We start from the raw sequence: 24,938 nt of genomic DNA, 5'->3' as shown, positions 1-24,938 counted from the left end.
TCCTCCTCCTTATTTTTGAATTAGCTCTTTAAATTCCTCAGAATTTACCGTCCTTGCATGGATAGTATGGGTCCAATTTTTTTCTTTTCGTTTTATAAATCCTAAAAGGCTTATCGGAATCCAAGACAGTCCAAAGAAGGGATAAACTAAAAGCCCAAGCATTCTTTTAAAGGATATTTTTTCCATAATAAGAACTATAATAGGAACACCATACCCAAAGAATAAGCTAAAATACCAGTAATATGAGGGAAATATTATCTTTGAAAAATATAGCCCTGGGAAAAATATCTTCAGTCCTGCAGCTACAAGGACAAATCCATAGGTTAATATCCTTGCAGGCTGAATAAGATATATAAAAGCATCAAAGGCTGCAAAGTTTCTTTCTCTTATACTTTTTACTATTAGTGGCCATGAATATCTAAAGGCACAGTCCCAATGGCCTTGAAGCCATCTTACCCTTTGTCTAAAGGATGCCTTAAAGGTTAGAGGCTTTTCATCGTAAACCTTAACATTATGCTCCCAAACTGTCTTTATATCCTTTAGAATACATTTCATTGTAAATTCAAGGTCTTCAGTAAGGCTTGTGGCATCCCAGCCTATCTGCTTTAAAACATCCGTCGTCACCACAAAGCCTGTCCCACCTAAGGCTGCATAAAGGTTTAATTTTTTCCTTGCCAGCTGGAACATTCTATTCATCGTCCAGTATGCAAGAGCATAGGATATTGTAATCCATGTATCATCAGGATTTTTACTATCTAAATATCCTTGAATAACTTTATATCCCTTTAAAATATTGTTGTTCATCTTTTTTAAAAAGTTTGGAGAAACTAAGTTGTCTGCATCAAAAAAGGCAACTGCATCGTATTGTTTATCCATTGAAAAAAGCTTTTCCAAAAACCACTTTATCGCATAACCTTTACCCTTATTTACTTGATCGAATCTTTCTAAGGCATAGGCTCCCTTTTCCCTTACGACATTAGCTGTATTATCATTGCAATTATCACAAATAACATAAACATCATATAATTCCTTTGGATAGTCCAACAACTTAAGATTATCTATAATCTGACCTATAACCCTCTCCTCATTATGAGCTGCAACTGCTATTGCAAACCTTGTTTTTGGTTCCCTATCCTCTTCCTCCTCAACCTTTGAAAGCCCAAATAGTGAAATTATATTGTAATAATAAGTTAATAATATGATATAAACCTGAAAGGCATAAAAAATCCATATAAAGACTTTCTCCATCAAAATCCTCCTTTAAAAATTTAATATTGAGCGTGCGACAAATATTAAAACCTTCTTTAACCGTTTTATCCTAACGGGTTCAACCATTACTCTATAAAGCCATTCAAGGCCTAAGCTTATCATCCATCTTGGAGCTCTTTTAACCCTTTCAGCTAAAACGTCAAAGCTTCCCCCAACGGCTACAATTAGCTTTACATTAAGCTTGTCCTTATATTTGTCTATAAATTCCTCCTGCTTAGGGCAGCCAAGACCAACAAACAAAACATCTGGGGATAATAAATTTATTTTATCAACTATAGTCTTTTCCTCATGGAAATCAAAATATCCATGATTGTAACCAACCACCTTTGCATTAAACTTATCTATGGCATTGGCATAAGCCCTCTTTATCACCTCATCCCTTGCCCCTAAGAAGAATAATTTTAAATTTAGCTTACCAGAACTTCTTAGCATTTCATAAAAAACATCTATTCCCGCTATCTTTTTTAATATCTTTCCCTTTGATACCAATACTATAAGGCATGTTCCTATTCCATCGGGGATGAATATATATTCATCATCAAATTTAAAATTTTTTGATATTAAATAGTGTAAAACCTCTGGATTGGCTGATATTACTGCTGTTTTTTGGTCTCCTTTTATCCTTTGATATAGTGTCTTCATCAAATCATCAAAGTTTCCTGCAAAAATCGGTATCCCATTAAGTTCAACCTTCACCCTCATCCCCCCTTATTAACCTTTACTTAAATTTTAAAAATAAATTCGACAATTTTCAACATGTAATATATAGAAAAAAGGTGGCTTAAAGCCACCTCACACATTCCAAATCTCCCTTGCATATTTAATTATCGTATTGTCGCTTGAAAACCTTCCCGATGCTGCAACATTTATTATTGCCATCTCATTCCATTTGCCTTTGTCCCTGTAAAGCTTATCAATCCTCTCCTGTGCATTAGCATAGGATTCAAAATCCTTTAAAACAAAGAATTCATCATTGTAGGTTATAAGATGGTTATAAATATTCAAAAATTCCGTCGGCGGAACATTTAAAAATCCATTAGTTAGTTGGTCAACCAGCCTTTTTATCCTTGCATTTGAGCTGTATATTTCTTTAGAGTTGTATCCACCATTTTTGTAATAATTTATCACCTCATCGGAGGTTAAACCAAAGATTATTATATTTTCTTCACCAACTGCATCCTTTATTTCTATGTTAGCCCCATCCAGTGTTCCTAAAGTTATAGCTCCATTCATCATAAACTTCATATTGCCGGTTCCCGAAGCCTCCTTTGAGGCTGTTGAAATCTGTTGACTTACATTAGCACAAGGGATAATTCTTTCTGCAAGAGTTACTCCATAGTTTTCAAGGAATATAACTTTAATTTTATCCTTAACATCTTCATCATAATTTATCTTTTGGGCTAAAGTATTTATAAACTTAATAATCTCCTTTGCAAGGGTATATCCAGGAAAGGCCTTTGCACTAAATATAAATGTTCTTGGAGAAATTTCTAAATTTTTATCTTCCTTTAGCCTATTGTATAAATCAAGTATATATAAAGCATTTAGAAGCTGCCTTTTATACCCATGTAATCTTTTTGCTTGAATGTCAAAAATAGATTCCGGATCAACATCTATATCATATTTGTTTTTTATATATTTTGCTAAATCAATTTTGTTTTGCTGTTTTATTTTATAAAATTTATCCCTAGCCGCCCCATCCTTTGCAAATTTTTTAAATTCTATAAGTTCCTCTGGTTTTTTAATCCATCTATCCCCAATCGTTTCAATCAAAAGATTTGTAAGCCTTGGATTAGCCTCAATTAGCCACCTTCTATGGGTTATACCGTTAGTTTTATTGTTGAACCTTCCTTGAAAGTGTTCATTAAAAAGCTTTAGCTCCTGTTCCTTTAAAATCTTTGTATGAAGCTCTGCAACACCGTTTACCGAATGGCTCCCTACAATTGCAAGGTGGGCCATTTTTACATATCCATCGCCTATTATAGACATTTTACTTATTCTATTCCAGTCCTGTCCATACTTTTCTAAAAGCTCCATGCAAAATCTTCTGTTTATCTCCTCAACTATAGTCCAAATCCTTGGAAGGAGACCTTTAAACATATCAATTGGCCATTTTTCAAGGGCTTCTGCCATTATCGTATGATTTGTATAGGCTATGGTTTTAACAGTAATATCCCAAGCAGTTTCCCAAGGAAGGTTTTCTTCATCTATTAATATTCTCATAAGTTCAGGGACTGCAAGGGCAGGATGGGTATCATTTATTTGGATAGCTACATATTTATAAAGCTCAGTTATAGGCTTTCCCTTCTTTTTAAAGGTTCTTATTATGCTTTGAATCCCTGCACTGACGAAGAAATACTCCTGTTTTAACCTTAAAAGCCTCCCCTTTTCCGTCCTGTCATCTGGATACAAAACTGAAGTTATAGATTCAACATTATATTTATACTCCATTGCCCTTTGATAATCCCCCATAGAAAAGCTTGAGAAGTCAAACTCTGCTCCAAATATCTCAGCACTCCAAAGTCTTAAAGTGTTTACAACTTCATTTCTATATCCAATAACAGGAATGTCATAAGGCACAGCAAGGACGGATTCATAGTTTTCGTGGATTGCCTTTAATTTACCATCTTCCTCGGTAAATCTTACATTACCTCCAAATTTTACAATACAAGCCTTATCCCTTCTTCTAACCTCCCAAACATAGCCATCCTTTAGCCAATTATCAGGAACTTCTACCTGATAGCCGTTTACAATCTTCTGTTCAAAAAGTCCATACTTGTATCTTATACCATTACCATGTCCAGCAATTCCTAATGTAGCCATAGAATCTAAAAAACAGGCTGCAAGACGTCCAAGGCCACCGTTTCCAAGCCCTGCATCCTTTTCTTCCATTTCTAATTCCTCAAGGGATATTCCAAGGTCTTCTAAGCCAACCTTTACTATATCCCTAATTCCTAAGTTTATTAAATTGTTTTCAAGGAGTCTACCTATTAGAAATTCCATTGAAAAATAGTAAACTTGTTTTCTATCGCTATTTATATAATTTTTGTTAGTCCTAAGCCAGTTTTCAAAGGAATATTCCTTTATAAGTTCACCAAGGGCTATAAATTTATGAAGCTTTGACGCCTCCTTTATATCTTCTGCAAAAAGACTTACTAACTTTCTTTGATAGTCCTCCTTGAAACGTTCCTTGTTTAAATTCATTCTTCTTCCTCCTAGTTTACTAAGCTGTTGTAAAGCATAATATACAGCTTTGCAGATTCACGCCAGCTATTATCAGAAATCATAGCATTGTAAATTAATTTATTAAAGGCATCCCTTTCATTATAGTAAACATAAAGGGCATACTTTATAATATCAATCATCTCCCTTGCATTATAATTTGCAAAGGAAAATCCATTTCCTTCTCCCGTAAACCTATTATATGGCCTTACAGTATCCTTAAGGCCCCCTGTTTCCCTAACAATAGGTAGGCTTCCGTATCTTAATGCTATAAGCTGTCCTATTCCGCAGGGTTCAAATAGCGATGGCATTAAGAACAAATCCGATGATGCATAGATTTTTCTTGCAAGCTCCTCGCTATATCTTATGTTGGCTGAAATTTTCGATGGATAAACTGATGCATAATATTTAAACATGTCTTCATAGTTTGAATCTCCTGCGCCTAGTAGTACAAATTGAATATCCATCTCGAGAATCTCTTGAATAACCTGTGCTATAAGGTCTAACCCCTTTTGATTTGTAAGCCTTGTTACCATTCCTATCATTGGAATATCAGGATTTTGAGGAAGGTGAAGCTCCCTTTGTAGTGCTTCTTTATTTTCCCTCTTTAAGCCAAAGGAATTCTCATCATAGTTTTTATAGATGAACTTATCGGTTTTAGGATTATACTCATCATAATCTATGCCGTTTACAATGCCAACAAGCTTATCAGAATTTGCACTTAATAGGCCATGGAGGCCCTCACCATAAAAGGGTGTTTTAATTTCCTTAGCATAGGTTCTGCTGACAGTTGTAACTTTATCCGAATAGATTATCCCCGCCTTCATGAGGTTAACTGCATCGTAATATTTTAACCTTTCCTCTGTAAAATAATAATCATCAAGATTTAAAAGATCCCAAAGTATTTCCCTTCTAAACACCCCTTGATATCTCAAATTATGAATGGTAAATATCGTTTTTATGTTTCTATGTCTTTCACTATTTGAATAATGTGCCTTTAAAATCAAAGGAACCGATGCCGTATGCCAATCGTTACAATGGACTATATTAGGGATAAAGTCTATATGGTTTATCATCTCAACTATTGCCCTGCTGAAAAAAACAAATCTTTCATCGTCATCCCCATACCCGTAGGCTCCATTGCGTTTAAAATAAAATTCGTTGTCTATAAAGTAAAAGGGAACACCATCATATTCTAAATATTCTATCCCACAATATTGATTTCTCCATCCTACCTGAACATTAAAATGGCAACAATGCTTCATCATCATTTTAAATTCATATCTTATATCCTGATATTTTGGCATTATAACCCTCGCATCAATTCCAAGCCTTCTTAGTGCCTTAGGAAGGGCAAGGGAAACATCCGCAAGTCCCCCGGTTTTTAAAAAGGGATAGGCCTCCGCCGTTGCAAATAAAATCTTCATAAAATTCCCCCTTAAAGATGGATTCTGCTTCCTTTTTCTATAACAATAGGGTATTTGTTATCTCCTATTAAAACTTTATCATCCTCAATTATGACGTTTTTATCAATTATGACATTTTTTAGTTTAACATTTTTTCCTATGATGCACCTTGAAAATACTATAGAGTCAATAACTTCTGCTCCCTCTTCTATTATAACCCTTCTTCCTATTATGCTGTTTGAAACAAGCCCCTTTACAATGCTACCGCTTGCCATTATTGAATTTGTAATACTACATCCGTTTAAATACTTTGTAGGGGGCGAATCATAGGATTTTGTATATATGTTGCCATTTTTGCTACAAAGCTCCTGCATAACATCTCCATTTAAAAAGTCCATAGAAACTTTATAATAGGAAGATACGGAATTTATACATCCTAAATAACCTTTAAATTCATAGGCCCTTACGTCGTGATTTCTTACATGCTTGGATACATATTCCATAACGCTGGAGCAAATTCCATCCTGCATGCACTTATAGATAGCCTGTATTAAAAATTCCTTGCTCATAAAGAATATTTCCATAGAAACGTTTATAGTATCTCCCATTCCAAGGTTTTTCCCAACGCCAACTACTTTGCCGTTATCTATGTTTAAAACTTCACAATTTAAAAACATTTCATCATTATTAACTTTCTTATATACAATTGTAACGTCTGCACCAGACCTTTCATGTTCCTTTGCTATTTCTTCTAAATTAATATTGCAAATCATCCTTGATCTTGAAAGAACAACCTTTTCCTTCTTGCTTCTAAAAAAGTATTCCATGTTATATTTAAAGGCATTGACATCCTCTTCCACTAGCCTTTTTAATGTATGATTAAATATAAAAAGACCGTCGATTTTTCTGTTTAAATCCCAAGGTTTTCCTGTCCCTATATGGTCAACTAAGGACCTTGAGTTTCTTTCAACAAATATTCCTACATTGGTTATTCCACTATTTACCATGTTTGAAAGAACAAAGTCTATAACTCTGTATCTACCGAAGATTGGAATAGAAGCCAGTGGTCTATTTAATGTTAAACTTCTTATATTGCTCTCATCCTCATTAAGGAGTATAACCCCCATATAATCCCTTAGCATTATATCACCTCGTTACTCTTCAAAAATATTTTCCTTAACATCCCTTTTTTCCGGAACAAGAACTATTTCCTTGCCATTTCCAACTGTGACTCCTTCCCTAATCCTTGCTCCATTACCTACAACGCTTTTTATAACGGTTGCCCCATCTTCGATCCTTACATCCTGCAGGATAACAGAATCCCTAACAACGGCATTTTTACCTATATAAACTCCCCTTGAAATTATGGAGTTTTTAACTTCACCATAAATTGTGCAGCCATCAACTATCATAGAATTTTCTACAACTGCTTCAGGTCCTATATACTGTGGTGGTAGGGAATAATCAACGGCATAAATTTTATTTACTCCCTCATAAAGATCTAGCTGGCAGTCTTCCTTTAAAAGGTCCATATTGGCTTCCCAATAGCTCTCTACTGTTCCAACATCCTTCCAGTAGCCTTCAAATCTATAGGCATAGAGCTTTGCGCCTTCCTTTAACATCCTTGGGATCACGTTTTTGCCAAAATCGTTTGAAGAGGTTGGATCCTTTTGATCCTCCTTTAAAAAGTGCTTTAATCTATTCCAGTTAAAAACATATATTCCCATAGAGGCTAAATTGCTCTTTGGCTTTTTAGGTTTTTCTTCAAACTCATATATCCTTCCATCCTCGTGGGTATTCATAATGCCAAAACGGCTAGCCTCCTCAATTGGAACTTCAATTACTGCAATGGTGCAGTCTGCATTTTTCTCCTTATGATAGTCAAGCATTAAGTTATAGTCCATTTTATAAATATGGTCCCCTGAAAGGACAAGAACATATTCAGGGTTATAATAATCTATATAATTCATATTTTGATAAATCGCATCTGCCGTCCCCTTATACCAATTACCACCTGCCTCATGCTGATAGGGTGGAAGAATTCTAACTCCTCCAAACTTCCTGTCAAGATCCCAAGTCATTCCAATCCCAATATGGGCGTTTAATATAAGGGGCTGATACTGTGTTAATACCCCAACAGTATCTATGGATGAATTAGCACAGTTAGATAAAACAAAATCTATTATTCTATACTTCCCTCCAAAAGGCACTGCAGGCTTTGCATTGTTTTTAGTTAATGACTTTAATCTTGTTCCCTGGCCCCCCGCAAGGACCATAGCTATTATTTCCTTTTTACGCATTTTATTCACCCCTTCTTGTTTTTAAGACTATAAATGAATAGGGTGCTATTCTAATATTTATTGAATAGTCCCTTCCATGCCATGACTCCCTTAAAGATTTTATGCTGCCTTCGTTAATAAAATTACTTCCCGAATAAATATTTTTATCGCTATTGAAAACCTCTATATATTCATTTTCTTCAGGAACTCCTATTTTATAATCCTCATATTTTCCCCTTCCAAAATTGCATATAATAACTAAATAATCCTCCTTAGACCTTCTTATGAAGGATAAAATGCTTTGATTATTATTATTTGCATCGATCCATTCAAAACCTTCCCCTTTATGGTCAAGCTCCCAAAGGGCTTTATTTTCTAAATAAAATCTGTTAAGATCCCTTACATATCTTTTAAGGGAATCATGAATTGGGTATTTTAAGAGGAACCACTCTAATTCCTCATAAAATCTCCATTCTATAAACTGTGCGATTTCTCCCCCCATAAATAAAAGCTTTTTTCCGGGATGTGCCATCATGTAGCCATATAAAAGCCTAAGGTTTGCAAACTTTTCTTCATAGCTTCCTGACATTTTATCTATGAGGGATTTTTTCCCATGAACTACCTCATCGTGGGATAAGGGAAGAATGAAGTTTTCAGAATAAGCATACATCATTGAAAAAGTTAAAAGGTTATGGTTATATTTTCTTTCCTCATCATTCATCGTCATATATCTTAAGGTATCGTTCATCCATCCCATGTTCCATTTATAATTAAACCCAAGGCCTCCATCATAGGTGGGATATGTAACTAATGGCCATGCTGTTGACTCCTCCGCTATCATAAGTGGATTATCAACATTTAAGAAAATGGCTTTATTTAGTTTTTTCAAAAACTCAACCGCATCTAAATTTTCAATGCCTCCAAATTTATTTCTTATATTCAAATGCTCTTTACCAAAGTTTAAATAAAGCATTGCTGCAACCGCATCAACCCTAAGGCCATCCACGTGAAATTCCTTAAACCAATAAAGGGCATTGGAGATTAAAAAGCTCTGGACATGACCCTTTGAATAATCAAAATTAGCTGTTCCCCAGTCAAAATTATCTCCTATCATTGGGTCTTCATGTTCGTAAAGATGTGCCCCATCGAAATTATAAAGTCCGTGCTCGTCCCTGCAAAAATGTCCCGGTGCCCAGTCAAGAATTACTCCAATTCCCTCCCTGTGCATTTTATCTATAAAATATTTAAAATCCTCGGGAGTTCCGTATCTTGATGTTGGGGAGAAATATCCCGTAATTTGATAACCCCAGGAAGCATCTAAAGGATGTTCCATTATAGGTAAAAGCTCTACATGGGTATATCCCATTTCCTTGACATATTTAGAGAGCTCATCGGCAATTTCTCTGTAGTTTAAAAAATCTTCTCCCTTCTTTTTCCACGAACCTAAGTGAACCTCATAAATATTTAAGGGACTTTTAAAATAGTTTATGCTTTTTCTTTTTTCCATCCATTCGCCATCCTGCCACTTATAGTCTTTATCTTCATATACTATAGATGCAGTATTTGGCCTTAACTCAGAAAACCTTGCATATGGGTCAGCCTTTAAAACTTTAGTCCCATCGGCCTTTATTATTTCATACTTGTATAAATCTCCTTCTTTTATATTTTCATTAAAGAGCCACCAAAACCCAGAATCTAAAACCTTTATCATTTTATGATTATCCCCATTCCAACCGTTAAAATCTCCAACCACTCTAACTTCCCTTGCCTTTGGTGCATATGTTATAAAAACTGCACCTTTTTTGCCTTGATGCTCAACTATTCTACTTCCTAGAAACTCATATGCATTAAAATGTTCTCCCCTTAAATATTTATTTATATCAGAAGCATAAATCGTATGTCTTCTTTTCACCTTTATCCCCCCAAACCCTAAAGTTTTATTTATAATTATACAACATAATTCATAAATTACCAGAATTTTAACTAAATCTTAACTCAAATTCAATCTCGTCTTTAATTGGAATTTCATAGTTGCCTATAAGTGGTATCTGGGGCTTTATACATCTTGCCCTTTTGACGGCATCTTTATAAATAGCAACCATTTCAAACCCATTTTTTTGATAAAACTTCATGGCATCTATATTATCATTGGTGGTTATTAAAAAAATCCTTTGGCATTCTTTCTTTGCAATGCTAGTTAATTCCTTTAAAAGTTTGGAACCCACCCCAATATTTTTAACTAAGCTCTCTAATAGAACTATTTCACATTCAGCCTTTTCTATGCTGTATATTAAAAAACCCAATATTTCGCCTTCTGAAACTGCGATAAGCCATGGAAGTTCAATTATCCTGTGGACTTTTCCCTTTGAAAGGATTATATCAGAACCCCATTCCCTTTTAATGCCCTCCATTAATACTTTTTTTTCTTCAATATCTGCATATTTTATTATTATATCCTTCTTATCATAGTTAAAAATTTGCTCAACCAAGTTTTTAAATTCATCATACATTTTAAGTCCTTTAAGTTCCTCCAGAGCCTTTACTAAGCTTTCATAATACCATTTTTGATCCTCATATCCTGCATTAAACTTTTCCCAAACCTTTTTCCCAAGCCTTTTATAATCCCTATAGGTGCTTCTTATGTTGCTCAGTTTATCGGCACAAATTAGCATTTTAATATCCCTTGAAGCCCCTTTTACAAATTCTATTGTATGCTCCTTTCTTTCCCTCCAAGTTTTTATCTCTTCTTCTTGTGTTAATTTTTCCTTTGTTTTAACCTTTAAAGGCTCAGAAGCTGCAAGGATAAGATCTATTGTCCTTCTGCTGAAATTATTTTTTAACTTGTTTAAAAGCTCCTCCCTATTTCCTGTAGTATCTTCAAGCGTATCATGTAAAATAGCAGCATTTAAAAGCTCCTCATCTGCACCGTTTTCGTAAAGTATTATCGCAACCTCAATCGGATGAATTATATATGGAATGGAAGAGCCCTTCCTTAGCTGTTTCTTATGGACATCCCATGCAATTTTTAAAGCTAAAAAATTCATCTTAACACCTCGCCGCTGCCAATTTTTGTTTATTATTTATATTTTAATAAATAAAAAAATATTAGGCAACAAAAAATGCCGCCTAATATCCGAAGGTTTTTTTAACTTCTTTTAGCATTTTTCTTATCTGAAGATCATATGGACATCTTGTTTCACATATTCCACATTCTCTACAATCAGAAGCATGGGCTTTTAAATTATTATATCTTTCCTTTGCCCAATCCTTAAGGTCGTAATTAACATAATATCCCCTTAATATGAAGCTAAATGGAATATCAATCCCCTGTGGGCATGGTGCGCAGTAACCACATCTTCTGCAAAATTCCTTATCCATTTCTTTATAAATATTATCGCAAAGTTCTATTTCATCCTTAGTTATTTCCTCCTTGCTTGCAGATACATTCTCAATAACTTCTTGTATGCTTGCCATTCCAGGGATTGCTGTTGAAATAAAATCATCCTTTAAAATAAATTTTAAAGCAAGTTTCCCATCGGATAAAACCCCACCAGCCATTGGTTTCATTGCAATAATGCCAATATTTCTTTCCTTTGCTAGTTTAAAAGTTTCAATAGCTTGTCTTTCAACAACGTTATATGGATACATAATGGTTTCAACTAATGGATTTTCTATCATATGTTTTAACATATCAAGGCTATGGGAAGTTACCCCGATATGCCTTATTATCCCCTTTTCCTTTGCCTCTAATAATGCCTTTAGTGCTCCATTTTCACCAAAAGCTTCTTTATATGAAGCAATATCCTTTACATTATGAAGCTGATATAAATCAATATAATCCGTATTCAAATTCTTAAGGCTTATTTCTATATCCCTTTTCATATCTTCATAGCTTCTTGCCATTGATTTAGTAGCAATTATCCAATTTTTTCTTCTTCCCTTTAGGGCCTTTCCAATATATTCTTCACTGCAGGAGTAAGCCCTTGCTGTATCTATAAAATTTATCCCCGTCTCCTCTGCCTTATGAATAACCTTTGCTGCCTCTTCTTGAGTTAACTTTTGAATTGGAATTCCTCCAAACCCTATTTCTGAGACCTTAAGATGGGTTTTCCCTAAAACTCTATATTTCATGAACACTTTCCCCCCAAATTGCTTCATATTATATCCTTTCTTTGACTGTCTTATTTAATTTCTCTACAATATTATTATAGCACTTTATAAACTTTATTGTAAGCAAAAACACCAAAGGATTGACTTAATAAGATAAAGCTCATTTTTTGTAGAATTTTGCGATATTTAATTTGCAGGAAAAATTGCAAATGTGTTGAATAATTATATGTGGTTGAATTTTAAAACAGTAGGTGGTAATATGAAAAACTCCGAATGCGAATGTAGATGTTTAAATGAGGTTATTTACGAGATGTTCAAAAAAAGCCCAAATGCTGTAATTTTGTCTGATAAAAACGGAGATATTTTACTTAAAAATAACACCTTTAATACTTTATTTAAAGGCAATCCTTCAAATATATTTAAGGCTTTGAATATTAATTCAAAGCAAGTTATTTCAGAACTTAAAATAAAAGGAGAATATGTAATAGAAAAGATTAGTCTTTTACTTAATGATTGCACATATTATTTTAAAGCAAATTTTTATTTTATTTGCCTTAAAGAAAAAGAATATATCGCCCTTATATTAAACAATATAACAGAACCAATTCTAATGGCCAAAAAGATCGAAGATGATGAGGCAATGCTAAAAAAAATATTTAATGGAATAGAAGATATGATATTTATGACGGATTTAGAATGTAAAGTCACTTACTATTCCGCATCTGTTAGCAGAATACTCGGATATGATTCTAAAGAATTGATCGGGACAAATCTTCAATCTATAGTTCATCCAGAAGATCTAGATGAAGCAAAAAAGAAATTTTATTCTTATTTGAACGGGGAACCGATTATAGATAATGTAAATTATAGGCTTTTAAGTAAAAATGGAGAATATATTTGGGTTTCTTTTTCCCATATATCCTTCATAGAAGAAAAAGGCAAAAAAAATAGAACGATTATAATCTTAAGAGAAATTGCTGAAAGACTAAGACTTCAAATGGAATGGGAAAGACTTTCAAAGGAGCTTGAATATGAAAAGTTAAAAAGCGAATTTATATCAAAGGTATCCCACGAACTAAGAACTCCATTGAATGTCATATATGGTATAGTTCAGCTTCTTGAAATATTTAGAAAAAACGATGCTACCTTCATTGAAAACTATGATAAATTTTATCCTGTGTTAAAACAAAATATGTATAGGCTTTTAAGGCTGACAAATAATATAATAGATCTTACTAGTATTGATGCTGGATGTATGGGGCTTAATCTTGAAAATGTAAATATCGTTAGCCTAATTGAGGATATATGCACATCCGCAAATAATTATTTTAATGACAAAAATATAAAAATAATATATAACCCCCATTTTGAAGAAAAGTATATCGCCTGCGATGTTGAAAAGATTGAAAAGATAATTTTAAACATCTTATCAAATGCAATTAAATTTTCAAAGAAAGATAAAAAAATATTTGTAGAGGTTTCAGAGGAAGAGGATAATATATTAATAATAATAAAGGATAATGGAATTGGAATCCCAGATGAGCTACAAAAGGTTATCTTTGATAGGTTTAAGCAGGCGGATTTTAGCTTCACAAGGAAAAACGAAGGAAGTGGAATAGGTCTTTCTATAGCACAGGAATTTGTTAAAATGCATGGGGGAGAAATAACTTTAAACAGCAAAGAAGGTGAGGGTTCTGAGTTTATAGTAAGACTTCCTAAAAATTACATTCAAGATGAGGTAGCTGCCACTAAAATAGTTAACAAAAATCATCTAGAAACAGTTAATATCGAGTTTTCAGATATCCAGTAGGGAAACCCTACTGGATATATTTATGCACATTTTTTATGTGTTCCTCATAGGTCTTACTAAACACATGGCCATTTCCTGACAATACGTAGTAAAGGTATTGATGTTTTTCTGGATTTAAGGCAGCTTCTATGGATTTTATTCCTGGTGATGCTATAGGCCCTGGAGGAAGACCTATGATCTTATAAGTATTATATGGCGATTCAAATTTATAGTCTTTGTAATAGAGCCTGTTTATATGCTTTTCCCCTTTTGTTATCGCATATATAACCGTTGCATCAATCTGCAAAGGCATGTTCCTCTGCAATCTATTATAAATTACGCCGGATATCCTTCTTCTTTCTTCATCATTATAGCTTTCCTTTTCAATTAATGAAGCAATAGTTATAACTTCCCTTAAGGATAAGTTTAATTCCTTTTGCCTTTTTATAAATGGCTTGTATTTATTAATAAACCTTTCAAACATAATGTTTATTATTTCCTTTGAGGTTAAATTGTAAGGAATATAATAGGTATCCGGATACAAATAACCTTCAAGCTCATAATAGGCATTTTTATCTAATTGAATTAATCCTTCTTTATCAAAATCCGAAATCTTTGCATTTAACAAATCTTCCTTCTTTAATAATCCCTTTTCTTCTAATTTTTTTGCTATCTGATAAAGATTATACCCTTCTGGAATAGTAACTATAGCAAAGTCCGACTTTCCCGATGTTAGTTTTTTAAATAAAAAGTCTAAATCTTTATTGGTGGAAATTATATAGTTCCCAACCATTATGTTCCTATCAAATCCTTTTATTTTTGCATAATAAAGAAAAAAATTTTTTGATCTTATAACCTTTTTATTAAGTAAATATTCAGCTATTTTATTAATACTATCCCCCTGTTTAACTATAAAATAAACTTCTGATTTGTTGTAAAGCCTCATGTTGACTTTATAATAATATGTAAAACCCAAAAATAAAAATACAAACAAAAAAAATACACCAATAAATTTATAATGCCTTTTCATAACCTCACTCCTAAATAGTTCTCATATATATTATACAACAATATATGCATTATAAAATAAATTTTTTAAGCCCCGTGAAGGATTTCTTTGGATTCGCTTTATCGCTTGAGCTATCTGTCCCTTTTTAGTCCTTCCGGGGCTTTTTATAAGATTATTCCTTTAAAATTATTTTTGGCACATATCTAAAAAATATTTATGAAATTCAAGATTATCCGTAAGCTCTGGATGGAAGGCTGTAGCAAGCATATTCCTTTGCCTTGCTGCAACTATTTTACCTCCAACACTGCCTAAAATTGTAACATCATCTGATAATATTCTTGAAATATAAGGTGCTCTAATAAAAACCAAAGGAATTGGATTATTTGAAACTCCATTTATTATAGCATTTTCAATAAAGCTATTTATTTGGCTGCCAAAGGCATTTCTTTCCACCTCAATGTCCATAACTTCAAGATGTCTCCTTGTATCGTTTTTTATTTCCTTTGCAAGCAAAATCATACCTGCACAGGTCCCCCAAACTGGTAGGCCTTCTTTTATGAGCTTTTTAAGTTTATCTTTAATACCATTTTCTGAAATTATTTTCCCTATAGTCGTGCTCTCTCCACCTGGTAAAATAATGCCATCTATATCATCTAAATCCTCTTTCTTTTTAACCTCTATCGTTTGAACACCTAAAGCTTTAAGATGGTTTATATGTTCTATAACCCCACCTTGGATTGACAAAACCCCAATTTTCATAATTACCAACCTCTTTCTGAAAGGGAAGTTTCTATTTCCTTAACATCAAGTCCAAACATAGGCTCCCCTAAGTCTTCTGAAATTTCAGCTAAAACCTTTGGATCATTGTAATAAGTAGTTGCAAGAACTATTGCCCTTGCTCTTTTTTCAGGATTTTGGGATTTAAATATTCCAGAGCCTACAAAAACGCCTTCAGCACCAAGCTGCATCATTAATGCAGCATCGGCTGGTGTTGCAATTCCACCTGCAGCAAAATTAACAACGGGAAGCTTTCCCTCCCTCCAAACATATTCAACAAGGTGATAAGGTGCCTCAAGTTCCTTTGCGAAGGTCATAAGTTCTTCATAGGGTGCATTTTTTACTCTTCTTATATCCTCCATGATTTGTCTTAAGTGCCTTACTGCCTCTACTACATTTCCCGTTCCTGCTTCTCCCTTTGTTCTTATCATTGCTGCACCTTCGCCAATTCTTCTTAGTGCTTCACCTAAATTTCTTGCACCGCATACAAAGGGAACCTTAAAGGCCCATTTGTTTATATGATATTTATCATCAGCAGGAGTTAAAACTTCGCTTTCATCGATATAATCTATCTCTAAGGCCTCCAGAATTTGTGCCTCAACAAAATGTCCAATTCTACACTTTGCCATAACCGGAATTGAAACAGCCGATTTTATTTCCTTAATCAATTTAGGATCTGACATCCTTGCAACCCCGCCCTGCCTTCTAATATCAGCTGGAACCCTCTCAAGGGCCATTACAGCACATGCACCTGCTTTTTCAGCAATTTCTGCCTCTTTAGCATTCGTAACGTCCATTATTACGCCACCCTTTAGCATCCTCGCAAGATCAGCATTTAATTTAAACCTTTCCATAAATTCCCCTCCTTATATGTATCGATACAATTAGTTTTTAAATATTTCATAATTATTCTAGCATTGTTTTTAAATTAGTCAATATTGTTTTCATACATTGTTATTTGTCAAAAAATAAATAAATATTGTATTTGGGTCAAAAATTTTATATACTATTTAGGCATATTCTTTTCAAGGGGAGATATTATGTTTTACAAAGGAGCCCTCAGCAAGATAAATAAAGGAGGATTTTGGAACATGCTTGTGATTGATGGTGTTGTTGGTGCCGGTAAAACCACATTGATGAAAATATTAAAGGAAGAAGGCTTTGTTCCCTTTGAGGAACCTGTATATAATAACCCTATCCTGGAAAAGTTTTATTACGATAGGCATAGATATAGTTTTCCTTTGCAGATATTTTTTCTAAATAAAAGATTTAAACATATCAAGGAAGCCTCAAAGGTAGAAAACGCTGTAATGGACAGAAGTATATATGGCGACGTTATATTCGCTAAGATGCTGATGGAAAGCGGCGAGATGTCCCCTGAGGAATTTGAACTTTACATAGAGCTATTCGAAAACATGATAGAACATTGCCACCCTCCAAAGCTCATGGTTTACCTTGAAATTTCTGTAGATGAGGCAATAAGAAGGATTAACCTAAGGGGAAGATCTTATGAAAAGATAGTTGAAAGGGAATATTGGGAAAGATTAAATAGACATTACAAAGAATACTTCGATCAATATTCAATATCGCCAATTCTTAAAATAAACGTAGACAACCTTGATTTTGAAAATAATTTAGAAGACAGAAGAAAAGTTATAGAATTAATTAAAAACAGTTTATAAGTAGTAATATGAAGGCACTGAAGGTGCCTTCATCAGACTGTTGAAAAAGTTGTTTTTTGATAAGCCCTGTGAAGGATTTCCCTGGCATTCGCTCATTTCGCTAAGCAATTCTAAGCTTTTCTTTGTTTTCAAAAGTCCTACCCTCGTGAGCCGACATCCGTGTCGGCCACTCGGCTCTGCACGTCCGTGTGCAGAATTACGGACTTTTGAAAAGTCGAAAAGCAAGAATTGCTAAAGCTTATGAGAGATGCCTTTTTGAAATCCATTCACAGGGCTCTTGCAAAATTTCAACACCAAAGATGGTTTGTCTACAATCTGTAATATGAAGGCACTTTCAGTGCCTTCATATTTTTTATTTGATATTAAAAAATGTATAATTTAGAACATTATGTTAAAAATAATTACTAAATAAAATTTAATGGTGAAGGACTATGTTTGGATTTTTTAAAAAAGAAAAATCGCAAAAGTTAAGTTCAGATATATATGAAAATATGAAACTAATAAAAACCATTTTTTTAAATGATAAAACTATAATTTTTAGAACATATCATCAGGATAAAAATACTTTTATGTTAATTTATTCAGATGGGATGGTAAAGACTGATTATATAAATAATATTTTAGAAAGCATCATTAATGTAAATATAAAAGATAAAATTACAATTGATTTTCTTAAAAATCATCTACCATCAGCTAATATTCAAACATCTGAAGATTTTGATGAAGTTATCGGTTGTATTTTAACCGGATATGTTGTTATCTTAATAAATGATGACAACAGGGCGTTGCTTATAAAAGCAAAGGAAGGCAATACAAGAAATATTGAAGAGCCACCATCAGAAAGTATAATAAGAGGACCAAGGGAAGGGTTTACCGAATCATTATTAATCAATCTTTCCTTAATTAGAAGAAGAATTCCTCATAAAGATCTAAAATTTTTATTTAAATCGATAGGCAAATATACTAAAACACAAATTTGTATTGCTTATATAAACAGCATAGCATCAGAAAAAATAATAAACGAAGTAATAAATAGGTTAGATGACATAAATATAGACGGTATATTGGATTCAGGCTATATTGCAGAGCTTATTTGTGATAATCCCTTTTGCCCCTTTCAAACAATTGGGGCAACTGAAAGACCTGATGTTGCCTGTGCTAAGCTTTTGGAAGGAAGAGTAATCATCCTTGTTGATGGCTCTCCCTTTGTATTAACCATTCCTTACTTATTTATTGAATCCTTTCAGTCCTGCGAAGATTATTATGTTAACTTTATTTTTGCATCCTTTAATAGAATTCTTAGAATACTAGGTTTTATTCTCACAACTTTTATTCCATCTTTATATATTTCCCTTGTTAATTTTCATCAAGAACTTTTACCTACCCCTCTTGTTCTTAGTATTACTGCAGCAAGAAACGGTATCCCTTTTCCAACCGTCGTCGAAGCCTTTGGCATGATATTTTTATTTGAAATATTAAGGGAAGCAGGAACAAGGCTACCAAAACCCATCGGTCAAGCAGTTAGCATAGTAGGTGCATTAATAATAGGCGATGCTGCTGTTACTGCAAGATTTGTAAGCGCTCCCATGGTTATTATAACTGCCCTAACAGGCATAACTGAATTTCTAATTCCTCAGCTGACATGGGCAGTTATAATCTATAGATTTATTATACTTTTATTTTCATCCTTTTTTGGATTATATGGTATGTTTTTTGGAATATTAATTATGTTTATAAGACTCTTATCATTAAAAAGTTTTGGAGTTCCATATACTTTGCATACAATCTCCATTGATCTTCAAGACATAAAGGACACATCCATAAGAGGACCATGGTGGGCTATGAAATACAGGCCGATTATTTTAGGGGCTAAAAACGTAATAAGAAACAAAAGCCAAAAACCAAAGGAGAAGATTAATCTTGAATAAGATTAAAATATTTTTAATAATAATATTTTCTCTTTTTTTTACATCCTGCTGGAATTACAGAGAACTAGATCAAGTTTCAACAGCTGCAGGAGTAGCCTTTGACTATGATGAAAATAAAAACAAATACATTCTAACAGTAGAAATTGTAACAATAACCAATTATGGACAAGGGCAATCTTTGATCCTACCTGAGTATTTTTCTGAAGAAGGCGACACTATTTTTGATGCAGTTAGGAATTTAATCTCCAAAACAGGTAAAAAAATATTCTGGAGTCATGCAAAGGTTGTTTTCATAAATAAAAAATTAGCTAAGAGAGGTATCTTACCCATATTAGACTGGATTGAAAGGGATGCTGAAGTAAGACCAGATATGAAAATAGTTTTTGTAAATTCCAAAATGGCCAAGGATGTATTTACTACTACCAATAATCTTCAAAAAATTGTATCCTTCCATGTATATGATATATTGGAGTCCTCTAAAAATATTGCTAAATATCCAAATATCAATCTTTGGCAGGTTATAAATGAGATACAATCAGATTCTGCAGCTACTATTCTTCCCGTTGCCCATATAATAGAGGAAAAGGGAAGAAATATAGTAAAAATATCCGGCTGTGCTTTATTTAAAGATGCAAAACTTTTAGGGTTTTTAGATGACCATAATACTAAAAATTTGCTTTTTATAAAAAATCAAATAAAAGGAGGCATTATTCCTATTAAAAACGCCCTTTCAACTGGAACAGATATATCATTTGAAATATATAATTCCCAAGCCAAAATAACCCCCATCGTTGATGATAAAGTCAAATTTAAAATCGATATTTCAGTAGATGTATCCCTTGCCGAAAACTCTGGTGAATTTGATTTCATAAAGGAAGAAAACTTAATAAAATTAAAGGATTTTTCTGAAAAATACATAGCTCAAGATATCGAAAATACCCTTTCGATAATTCAAAGTTATAATGCCGACATAGTAAATTTCGGAAGGTTTCTTAAAATAAAATATCCTACTTATTGGAAGAAAAATAAAGATAACTGGAATAAAATATTTCAAACCGTTTCCTATTCAGTAAATGTAAAATTAAATATATTTGGAACTGCAACTACAAGCAAGATAATAAGGGTTGGTAAATAGTATGGCAAAGGTTATTTTAACAATAATAGGCTATATCCTTCTTTATATATTTGAATTTACTGACTTAAAGTTAGAAAGAAACATAAAAAAAATAATTGTTTTTTCTTTTTTTTACTTAATAGCTTTTACATTAAGCCTTTTAATCTCCCTAAACATTAAGATTCCAAGCCCTGCTATTGTCATTAAAAACTATTTCTTTAAATAGAGGTTGAGTCTATGAAGGAAACAATATCTGTAAGACAGGCAATATTTACAATGACAATGTTTATTATAGGAAGTTCTGTAATTATAACCAGCGGTGTAGATGCAAAGGGTGATCTTTGGATTGCAATCAGTATCGCATTGATTGCCGCACTTATTATAACTTGGTTTTATTCTAAAATTCTATCCATAAAACCAAACAATGATATTGTTGATATTTTAGAAATGATATTCGGCAAGTTTTTTGGAAGATTATTGTCATTTTTCCTTATATTTTTCTCATTTCATCTTGGAGCTCTTGTATTAAGAAATTTTGGGGAATTTATAAAAACCATTGGTCTTCCAGAAACCCCAAATTCCATTCTTATGTTGATATGTATCCTATTGGCTATTATTTCAGTAAAATCTGGAATCGAAACAATTGCAAGGGGCTGTGAACTTTTTCTATTAATTTTGTTGTTTCTATTATTATTAACTATTCCATTCTCTATACCTGAAATGGATATAAACAATTTAAGGCCAATGTTATATGAAGGAATCATGCCTGTGTTAAAGGGAGCCTTTGCAACTTTCTCCTTCCCCTTTGCAGAAACTATAGTTTTTTTATTTGTTCTACCTTCAATAAATAAAAAACAATACTATAAAGTTTATTATACCTCCTTAATTTTTGCTGGCAGTATTCTTATAATATTAGCGTTGAGAAATGTGCTTATTTTAGGTCCCGAAACATCAACAAGAAACTATTTTTCTTCTTATACTGCTGTTAGCAGAATAAATATAGCTAATTTTTTTCAAAGAATAGAAAGTATAGTAGCAATATCCTTTCTAATTTATACTTTTGCAAAAATAAGTATTTGTTTGTATGCCTCATCAAAGGGATTGTCAAAAATTTTAGGTTTCAACGACTATAGATTTTTAGTTACTCCAATAGGCCTTTTGATGTTAAATTTTGCAATAATAGTTTATGAGAATATAATGCAGATGGTAGAATGGGCAACTGAAATATGGCCATATTATTCCCTTCCCTTTGAGGTTTTTTTACCTTTATTTATTTACTTTTATTATGTAATTTTCAAAAGAAGGAAAATGAAAAAATGATTTTTGTTCGCATAAAAATATATTGAATTGCATAAATATTTATGTTAAAATTGCAACTAAATATTGTTATGGGGGTGAAAGGATGGCTATTGTCGTGCAAAAATACGGTGGAAGTTCCGTTGCTACTCCTGAAAAAATTAAAAATGTTGCAAAGTGGGTTATAAAAAAGAAACAGGAGGGAAATGATGTTGTTGTTGTAATTTCAGCAATGGGAGATACCACCGATGAACTTATAGACCTTGCAAAAAAGATAACTGAACATCCAGATAAAAGAGAACTCGACGCCCTATTAGCAACTGGTGAAATGGTTTCTAGCGCCCTACTTGCAATGGCTATAAAATCCTTAGGATATGACGCAATTTCAATGAACGCCTTTCAGATAGAACTTTTAACCGATGGAACATATGGAAAATCTCTAATTGAGGATATAAATGAAAGGGCTATTTTGGATAGATTAAAGGAAGGCAAAATAGTGGTTGTTGCTGGTTTTCAGGGAATTACTGAGGATGGTGATATCACAACCTTAGGTAGAGGTGGCTCCGATACAACAGCAGTTGCAATCGCTGCAAAGTTAAAGGGAGAATGTCAAATTTTCACCGATGTTGACGGCATCTACAGCGTCGATCCAAGGATTTATAGGAAAGCTAAAAAGATAGATGAAATAAGTTATGAAGAGATGCTTGAGCTATCTAGCCTTGGGGCTCAGGTTATGCATTCAAGATCTGTAGAGCTTGCTCAAAAGTTTAATATTCCTATTTATGTTGCTTTAAGCTGTAGCGATATAAAAGGAACTTATATAAGGGAGGTTGAAATAGTGGAACAAAAGCCTATAACTGGCATTGCAGTATCCGACAGTGATGTTGCTATTACTCTTCAAAACATCGAATACGATACAAATCTTTTATCAGATATATTCGAGGCTGTTGCTAGCAAAAAGATAAATGTGGATATGATAAGCCAAACAGCTCCAATACACAATAAGGTAAATCTTTCCTTTACCATTCCAAAGGATGATCTAAGGGATTGCTTAGATGTCATTAAACCTTATTATAAAAAGGATGAAATTATAATCGATGAGGACATAACAAAATTTTCAGTTGTAGGACTTGGAATGAAAACAACATCCGGCGTTGCATCAAGGATTTTTAAGCTATTTAAGCAAAATGATATAGAAGTTAAAATGATTACAACATCAGAAATAAGAATAACCTGTGCAATAAAACAGCAGGATAAAATGAAGGCAGTAGGTTTAGTTGCTAAAGAATTTAATTTATAAAAAGTCAAGTGCCAGGCACTTGACTTTTTGACATTTTGACATTTCTATAAATTTCCATCATATATCGTTTCGTATTAAATCCTCATACGTTTCCCTTTTTACGATTAATCTATGATTACCGTTGTTGACTAAAACAACTGCCGGTCTTGGAAGCCTATTGTAATTGCTAGCCATTGAATAGTTATAAGCCCCTGTGCTCAAAACTACTAATATATCTCCGCTTTCAACCTTAGGAAGACTAATATCCCTTATTAAAATATCACCAGATTCACAGCATTTGCCTGCAATTGTTACAACCTCTTCCTCAACCTCAGTTATTTTATTTGCCAAAAGAGCTAAATATTTTGCACCATAAAGGGGTGGCCTTGGATTATCTGCCATTCCTCCATCAACGCCTATATATTTTCTTACATCTTTAATCTCTTTAATTGCTCCTACAGTATATATAGTAAACCCTGCTTCACCGATGATCCATCTTCCTGGTTCTATATAAACAATAGGTCTTTTTAATCCTAATCTATTAAATTCCTTTATAACTGAAATATTTATTGCATCTGTAAAATAATTTATAAATTTTCTCGAGTCGTCCTCCGTATAGAATATTCCAAATCCACCACCTAAGTTTATTTCCTCTATCTCATAGTTTAGCTCATCCTTTATTCTTTTAATGAATTCAGCTAAAACAGTAACTGCTCTTACATATACATCCTTTTGATGAAGTTGCGAGCCTAAATGAAGGTGAAGGCCTTTTAGATTTAGTAAGGAGCTTTCTAAAACAGATTTTACTGCAAAAAAAGCTGAATCATCGAATAAAGGAAAGCCAAATTTTGAATCTACATGCCCCGTTTTTATAAATTCATGGGTATGACCATCTATACCAGGGTTTATCCTTATTTGAACATCTATTTTTTTGTTTTTTGACTTTACAATATAGTTTAAATTATCTATTTCATAAAAATTGTCAATCACTATCCTTCCAACCCCTAACTCAACAGCCATTTCTAACTCATTAAGGGATTTATTGTTTCCGTGAAATATAATCCTTTCCATAGGGAAGTTTGCTGCCCTTGCTGTATAAAGTTCACCCCCGGATACAACATCAAGACCTAGACCTTGTCTTTCTATTATTCTACACATCTCTTTGTTTAAAAAGGCCTTGCTGGCATACACCGCCCTTCCACCATATTTTTCTATGTGGCTTTCTCTTATTTCATTACATCTTCTTATTATTTCGGCTTCATCTATAACATAAAGGGGAGTTCCGTATATTTTTGCAAGCAGGACAGCATCTACCCCAGATATAGTTAATACCCCATTTTCATTTATTCCTAATGAATTGTAGCCAAACATATTATCCTCCTTTGTAATGTAATTTAGGTATAATTATACACTAAAATTGAAATTAATAAAGACTTTTTTAAAAAAAAATTAGGCTATCCTTTTAGATAGCCTCAGATTGTAGACAAACTCTCATTGGTGTTTAGACTTTGCAAGAGCCCCGTGAATGGATTTCAAAAAGGCATCTCTCATGAGCTCTAGCAATTCTTGCTTTTCGACTTTTCAAAAGTCCGTAATTCTGCACACGGACGTGCAGAGCCGAGTGGCCGACACGGATGTCGGCTCACGAGGGTAGGACTTTTGAAAACAAAGAAAAGCTTAGAATTGCTTAGCGAAATGAGCGAATGCCAGGGAAATCCTTCACGGGGCTTATCAAAATATAACTTTTTCAACAGTCTGTATGCTCCCCATTATAAAGG

General features: G+C 33.3%; 19 protein-coding genes. 6 read left to right on the top strand and 13 right to left on the bottom strand.

Going from position 1 to position 24,938, the window contains the following annotated elements:
• Positions 1-9: 9 nt before the first annotated feature.
• The 9 genes from Q3V94_RS07605 to Q3V94_RS07565 all read right to left on the bottom strand — a co-directional run bounded on the left by Q3V94_RS07605 (position 10) and on the right by Q3V94_RS07565 (position 12,307).
• Complete coding sequence (locus Q3V94_RS07605) at positions 10-1,248, bottom strand: glycosyltransferase family 2 protein (protein ID WP_008907645.1); 1,239 nt, start codon at positions 1,246-1,248, stop codon at positions 10-12.
• Between the two features lie 12 nt (positions 1,249-1,260).
• Positions 1,261-1,965 carry a WecB/TagA/CpsF family glycosyltransferase gene (locus Q3V94_RS07600; RefSeq protein WP_303526567.1) on the bottom strand — a complete coding sequence of 235 codons (705 nt, stop codon included), beginning with the start codon at positions 1,963-1,965 and terminating at the stop codon, positions 1,261-1,263.
• Between the two features lie 96 nt (positions 1,966-2,061).
• The gene (locus Q3V94_RS07595) at positions 2,062-4,473 is read right to left on the bottom strand and encodes a glycogen/starch/alpha-glucan phosphorylase (RefSeq protein ID WP_008907647.1); all 2,412 of its coding nucleotides are present in this window, start codon (positions 4,471-4,473) and stop codon (positions 2,062-2,064) included.
• A gap of 11 nt (positions 4,474-4,484) precedes the next feature.
• Positions 4,485-5,918, bottom strand: coding sequence for a glycogen synthase GlgA (gene glgA, locus Q3V94_RS07590; RefSeq protein ID WP_008907648.1), 1,434 nt, complete (start codon positions 5,916-5,918; stop codon positions 4,485-4,487).
• Between the two features lie 11 nt (positions 5,919-5,929).
• Positions 5,930-7,039 carry a glucose-1-phosphate adenylyltransferase subunit GlgD gene (gene glgD, locus Q3V94_RS07585; RefSeq protein ID WP_008907649.1) on the bottom strand — a complete coding sequence of 370 codons (1,110 nt, stop codon included), beginning with the start codon at positions 7,037-7,039 and terminating at the stop codon, positions 5,930-5,932.
• A gap of 12 nt (positions 7,040-7,051) precedes the next feature.
• Positions 7,052-8,197, bottom strand: coding sequence for a glucose-1-phosphate adenylyltransferase (locus Q3V94_RS07580; protein WP_008907650.1), 1,146 nt, complete (start codon positions 8,195-8,197; stop codon positions 7,052-7,054).
• A gap of 1 nt (position 8,198) precedes the next feature.
• A complete protein-coding gene (glgB, locus tag Q3V94_RS07575; RefSeq protein ID WP_008907651.1) occupies positions 8,199-10,088 on the bottom strand; it encodes a 1,4-alpha-glucan branching protein GlgB in 1,890 nt (629 codons plus the stop codon).
• Positions 10,089-10,155: 67 nt separating this feature from the next.
• On the bottom strand, positions 10,156-11,220 hold the full coding sequence (locus Q3V94_RS07570) for a GNAT family N-acetyltransferase (protein ID WP_008907652.1): 1,065 nt from the start codon (positions 11,218-11,220) through the stop codon (positions 10,156-10,158).
• 82 nt (positions 11,221-11,302) lie between these two features.
• Positions 11,303-12,307: an aldo/keto reductase gene (locus tag Q3V94_RS07565; protein WP_008907653.1), complete on the bottom strand. Its 1,005-nt coding sequence runs from the start codon at positions 12,305-12,307 to the stop codon at positions 11,303-11,305.
• Between the two features lie 238 nt (positions 12,308-12,545).
• Here Q3V94_RS07565 and Q3V94_RS07560 point away from each other — a divergent pair, with 238 nt between their 5' ends.
• The gene (locus Q3V94_RS07560) at positions 12,546-14,096 is read left to right on the top strand and encodes a PAS domain-containing sensor histidine kinase (RefSeq protein ID WP_008907654.1); all 1,551 of its coding nucleotides are present in this window, start codon (positions 12,546-12,548) and stop codon (positions 14,094-14,096) included.
• Positions 14,097-14,103: 7 nt separating this feature from the next.
• Here Q3V94_RS07560 and mltG read toward each other — a convergent pair whose 3' ends face one another.
• The 3 genes from mltG to pdxS all read right to left on the bottom strand — a co-directional run bounded on the left by mltG (position 14,104) and on the right by pdxS (position 16,715).
• Entirely contained in the window at positions 14,104-15,105 is a 1,002-nt protein-coding gene (mltG, locus tag Q3V94_RS07555) for an endolytic transglycosylase MltG (RefSeq protein WP_008907655.1), read from the bottom strand.
• Positions 15,106-15,270: 165 nt separating this feature from the next.
• On the bottom strand, positions 15,271-15,843 hold the full coding sequence (pdxT, locus tag Q3V94_RS07550; protein ID WP_008907656.1) for a pyridoxal 5'-phosphate synthase glutaminase subunit PdxT: 573 nt from the start codon (positions 15,841-15,843) through the stop codon (positions 15,271-15,273).
• A 2-nt stretch (positions 15,844-15,845) separates the two neighbouring features.
• Positions 15,846-16,715 carry a pyridoxal 5'-phosphate synthase lyase subunit PdxS gene (pdxS, locus tag Q3V94_RS07545; protein WP_303526559.1) on the bottom strand — a complete coding sequence of 290 codons (870 nt, stop codon included), beginning with the start codon at positions 16,713-16,715 and terminating at the stop codon, positions 15,846-15,848.
• 186 nt (positions 16,716-16,901) lie between these two features.
• Here pdxS and Q3V94_RS07540 point away from each other — a divergent pair, with 186 nt between their 5' ends.
• The 5 genes from Q3V94_RS07540 to Q3V94_RS07520 all read left to right on the top strand — a co-directional run bounded on the left by Q3V94_RS07540 (position 16,902) and on the right by Q3V94_RS07520 (position 23,181).
• Complete coding sequence (locus tag Q3V94_RS07540; RefSeq protein ID WP_303526556.1) at positions 16,902-17,543, top strand: deoxynucleoside kinase; 642 nt, start codon at positions 16,902-16,904, stop codon at positions 17,541-17,543.
• Between the two features lie 431 nt (positions 17,544-17,974).
• Complete coding sequence (locus tag Q3V94_RS07535; protein ID WP_303526553.1) at positions 17,975-19,471, top strand: spore germination protein; 1,497 nt, start codon at positions 17,975-17,977, stop codon at positions 19,469-19,471.
• Entirely contained in the window at positions 19,464-20,606 is a 1,143-nt protein-coding gene (locus Q3V94_RS07530; protein ID WP_303526551.1) for a Ger(x)C family spore germination protein, read from the top strand. Before Q3V94_RS07535 ends, Q3V94_RS07530 begins: the two co-directional genes overlap by 8 nt.
• Positions 20,607-20,822: 216 nt before the next feature.
• Positions 20,823-21,905: an endospore germination permease gene (locus tag Q3V94_RS07525; protein ID WP_303526548.1), complete on the top strand. Its 1,083-nt coding sequence runs from the start codon at positions 20,823-20,825 to the stop codon at positions 21,903-21,905.
• A gap of 82 nt (positions 21,906-21,987) precedes the next feature.
• Positions 21,988-23,181 (top strand): aspartate kinase, encoded by a 1,194-nt coding sequence (locus Q3V94_RS07520; RefSeq protein WP_303526546.1) that lies wholly within the window; start codon positions 21,988-21,990, stop codon positions 23,179-23,181.
• A 57-nt stretch (positions 23,182-23,238) separates the two neighbouring features.
• Here Q3V94_RS07520 and lysA read toward each other — a convergent pair whose 3' ends face one another.
• On the bottom strand, positions 23,239-24,531 hold the full coding sequence (lysA, locus tag Q3V94_RS07515; RefSeq protein WP_008907929.1) for a diaminopimelate decarboxylase: 1,293 nt from the start codon (positions 24,529-24,531) through the stop codon (positions 23,239-23,241).
• Positions 24,532-24,938: the final 407 nt, after the last annotated feature.

Origin of the sequence: Caloramator sp. CAR-1 (genome assembly GCF_030546345.1) — a bacterium.
Taxonomy (GTDB): domain Bacteria; phylum Bacillota; class Clostridia; order Clostridiales; family Caloramatoraceae; genus Caloramator; species Caloramator australicus.
The sequence above is the reverse complement of the archived record's forward strand: the minus strand, read 5'-3'. Positions and strand labels throughout refer to the sequence as shown.

Bases quoted from the DNA above. Each gene is read 5' to 3' on its own strand.
- Q3V94_RS07605 (WP_008907645.1), bottom strand. From the start codon at position 1,248: ATGGAGAAAGTCTTTATATGGATTTTTTATGCCTTTCAGGTTTATATC.
- Q3V94_RS07595 (WP_008907647.1), bottom strand. From the start codon at position 4,473: ATGAATTTAAACAAGGAACGTTTCAAGGAGGACTATCAAAGAAAGTTA.
- glgA (WP_008907648.1), bottom strand. From the start codon at position 5,918: ATGAAGATTTTATTTGCAACGGCGGAGGCCTATCCCTTTTTAAAAACC.
- glgD (WP_008907649.1), bottom strand. From the start codon at position 7,039: ATGCTAAGGGATTATATGGGGGTTATACTCCTTAATGAGGATGAGAGC.
- Q3V94_RS07580 (WP_008907650.1), bottom strand. From the start codon at position 8,197: ATGCGTAAAAAGGAAATAATAGCTATGGTCCTTGCGGGGGGCCAGGGA.
- Q3V94_RS07570 (WP_008907652.1), bottom strand. From the start codon at position 11,220: ATGAATTTTTTAGCTTTAAAAATTGCATGGGATGTCCATAAGAAACAG.
- Q3V94_RS07565 (WP_008907653.1), bottom strand. From the start codon at position 12,307: ATGAAATATAGAGTTTTAGGGAAAACCCATCTTAAGGTCTCAGAAATA.
- Q3V94_RS07560 (WP_008907654.1), top strand. From the start codon at position 12,546: ATGAAAAACTCCGAATGCGAATGTAGATGTTTAAATGAGGTTATTTAC.
- mltG (WP_008907655.1), bottom strand. From the start codon at position 15,105: ATGAAAAGGCATTATAAATTTATTGGTGTATTTTTTTTGTTTGTATTT.
- pdxT (WP_008907656.1), bottom strand. From the start codon at position 15,843: ATGAAAATTGGGGTTTTGTCAATCCAAGGTGGGGTTATAGAACATATA.
- pdxS (WP_303526559.1), bottom strand. From the start codon at position 16,715: ATGGAAAGGTTTAAATTAAATGCTGATCTTGCGAGGATGCTAAAGGGT.
- Q3V94_RS07540 (WP_303526556.1), top strand. From the start codon at position 16,902: ATGTTTTACAAAGGAGCCCTCAGCAAGATAAATAAAGGAGGATTTTGG.
- Q3V94_RS07535 (WP_303526553.1), top strand. From the start codon at position 17,975: ATGTTTGGATTTTTTAAAAAAGAAAAATCGCAAAAGTTAAGTTCAGAT.
- Q3V94_RS07525 (WP_303526548.1), top strand. From the start codon at position 20,823: ATGAAGGAAACAATATCTGTAAGACAGGCAATATTTACAATGACAATG.
- Q3V94_RS07520 (WP_303526546.1), top strand. From the start codon at position 21,988: ATGGCTATTGTCGTGCAAAAATACGGTGGAAGTTCCGTTGCTACTCCT.
- lysA (WP_008907929.1), bottom strand. From the start codon at position 24,531: ATGTTTGGCTACAATTCATTAGGAATAAATGAAAATGGGGTATTAACT.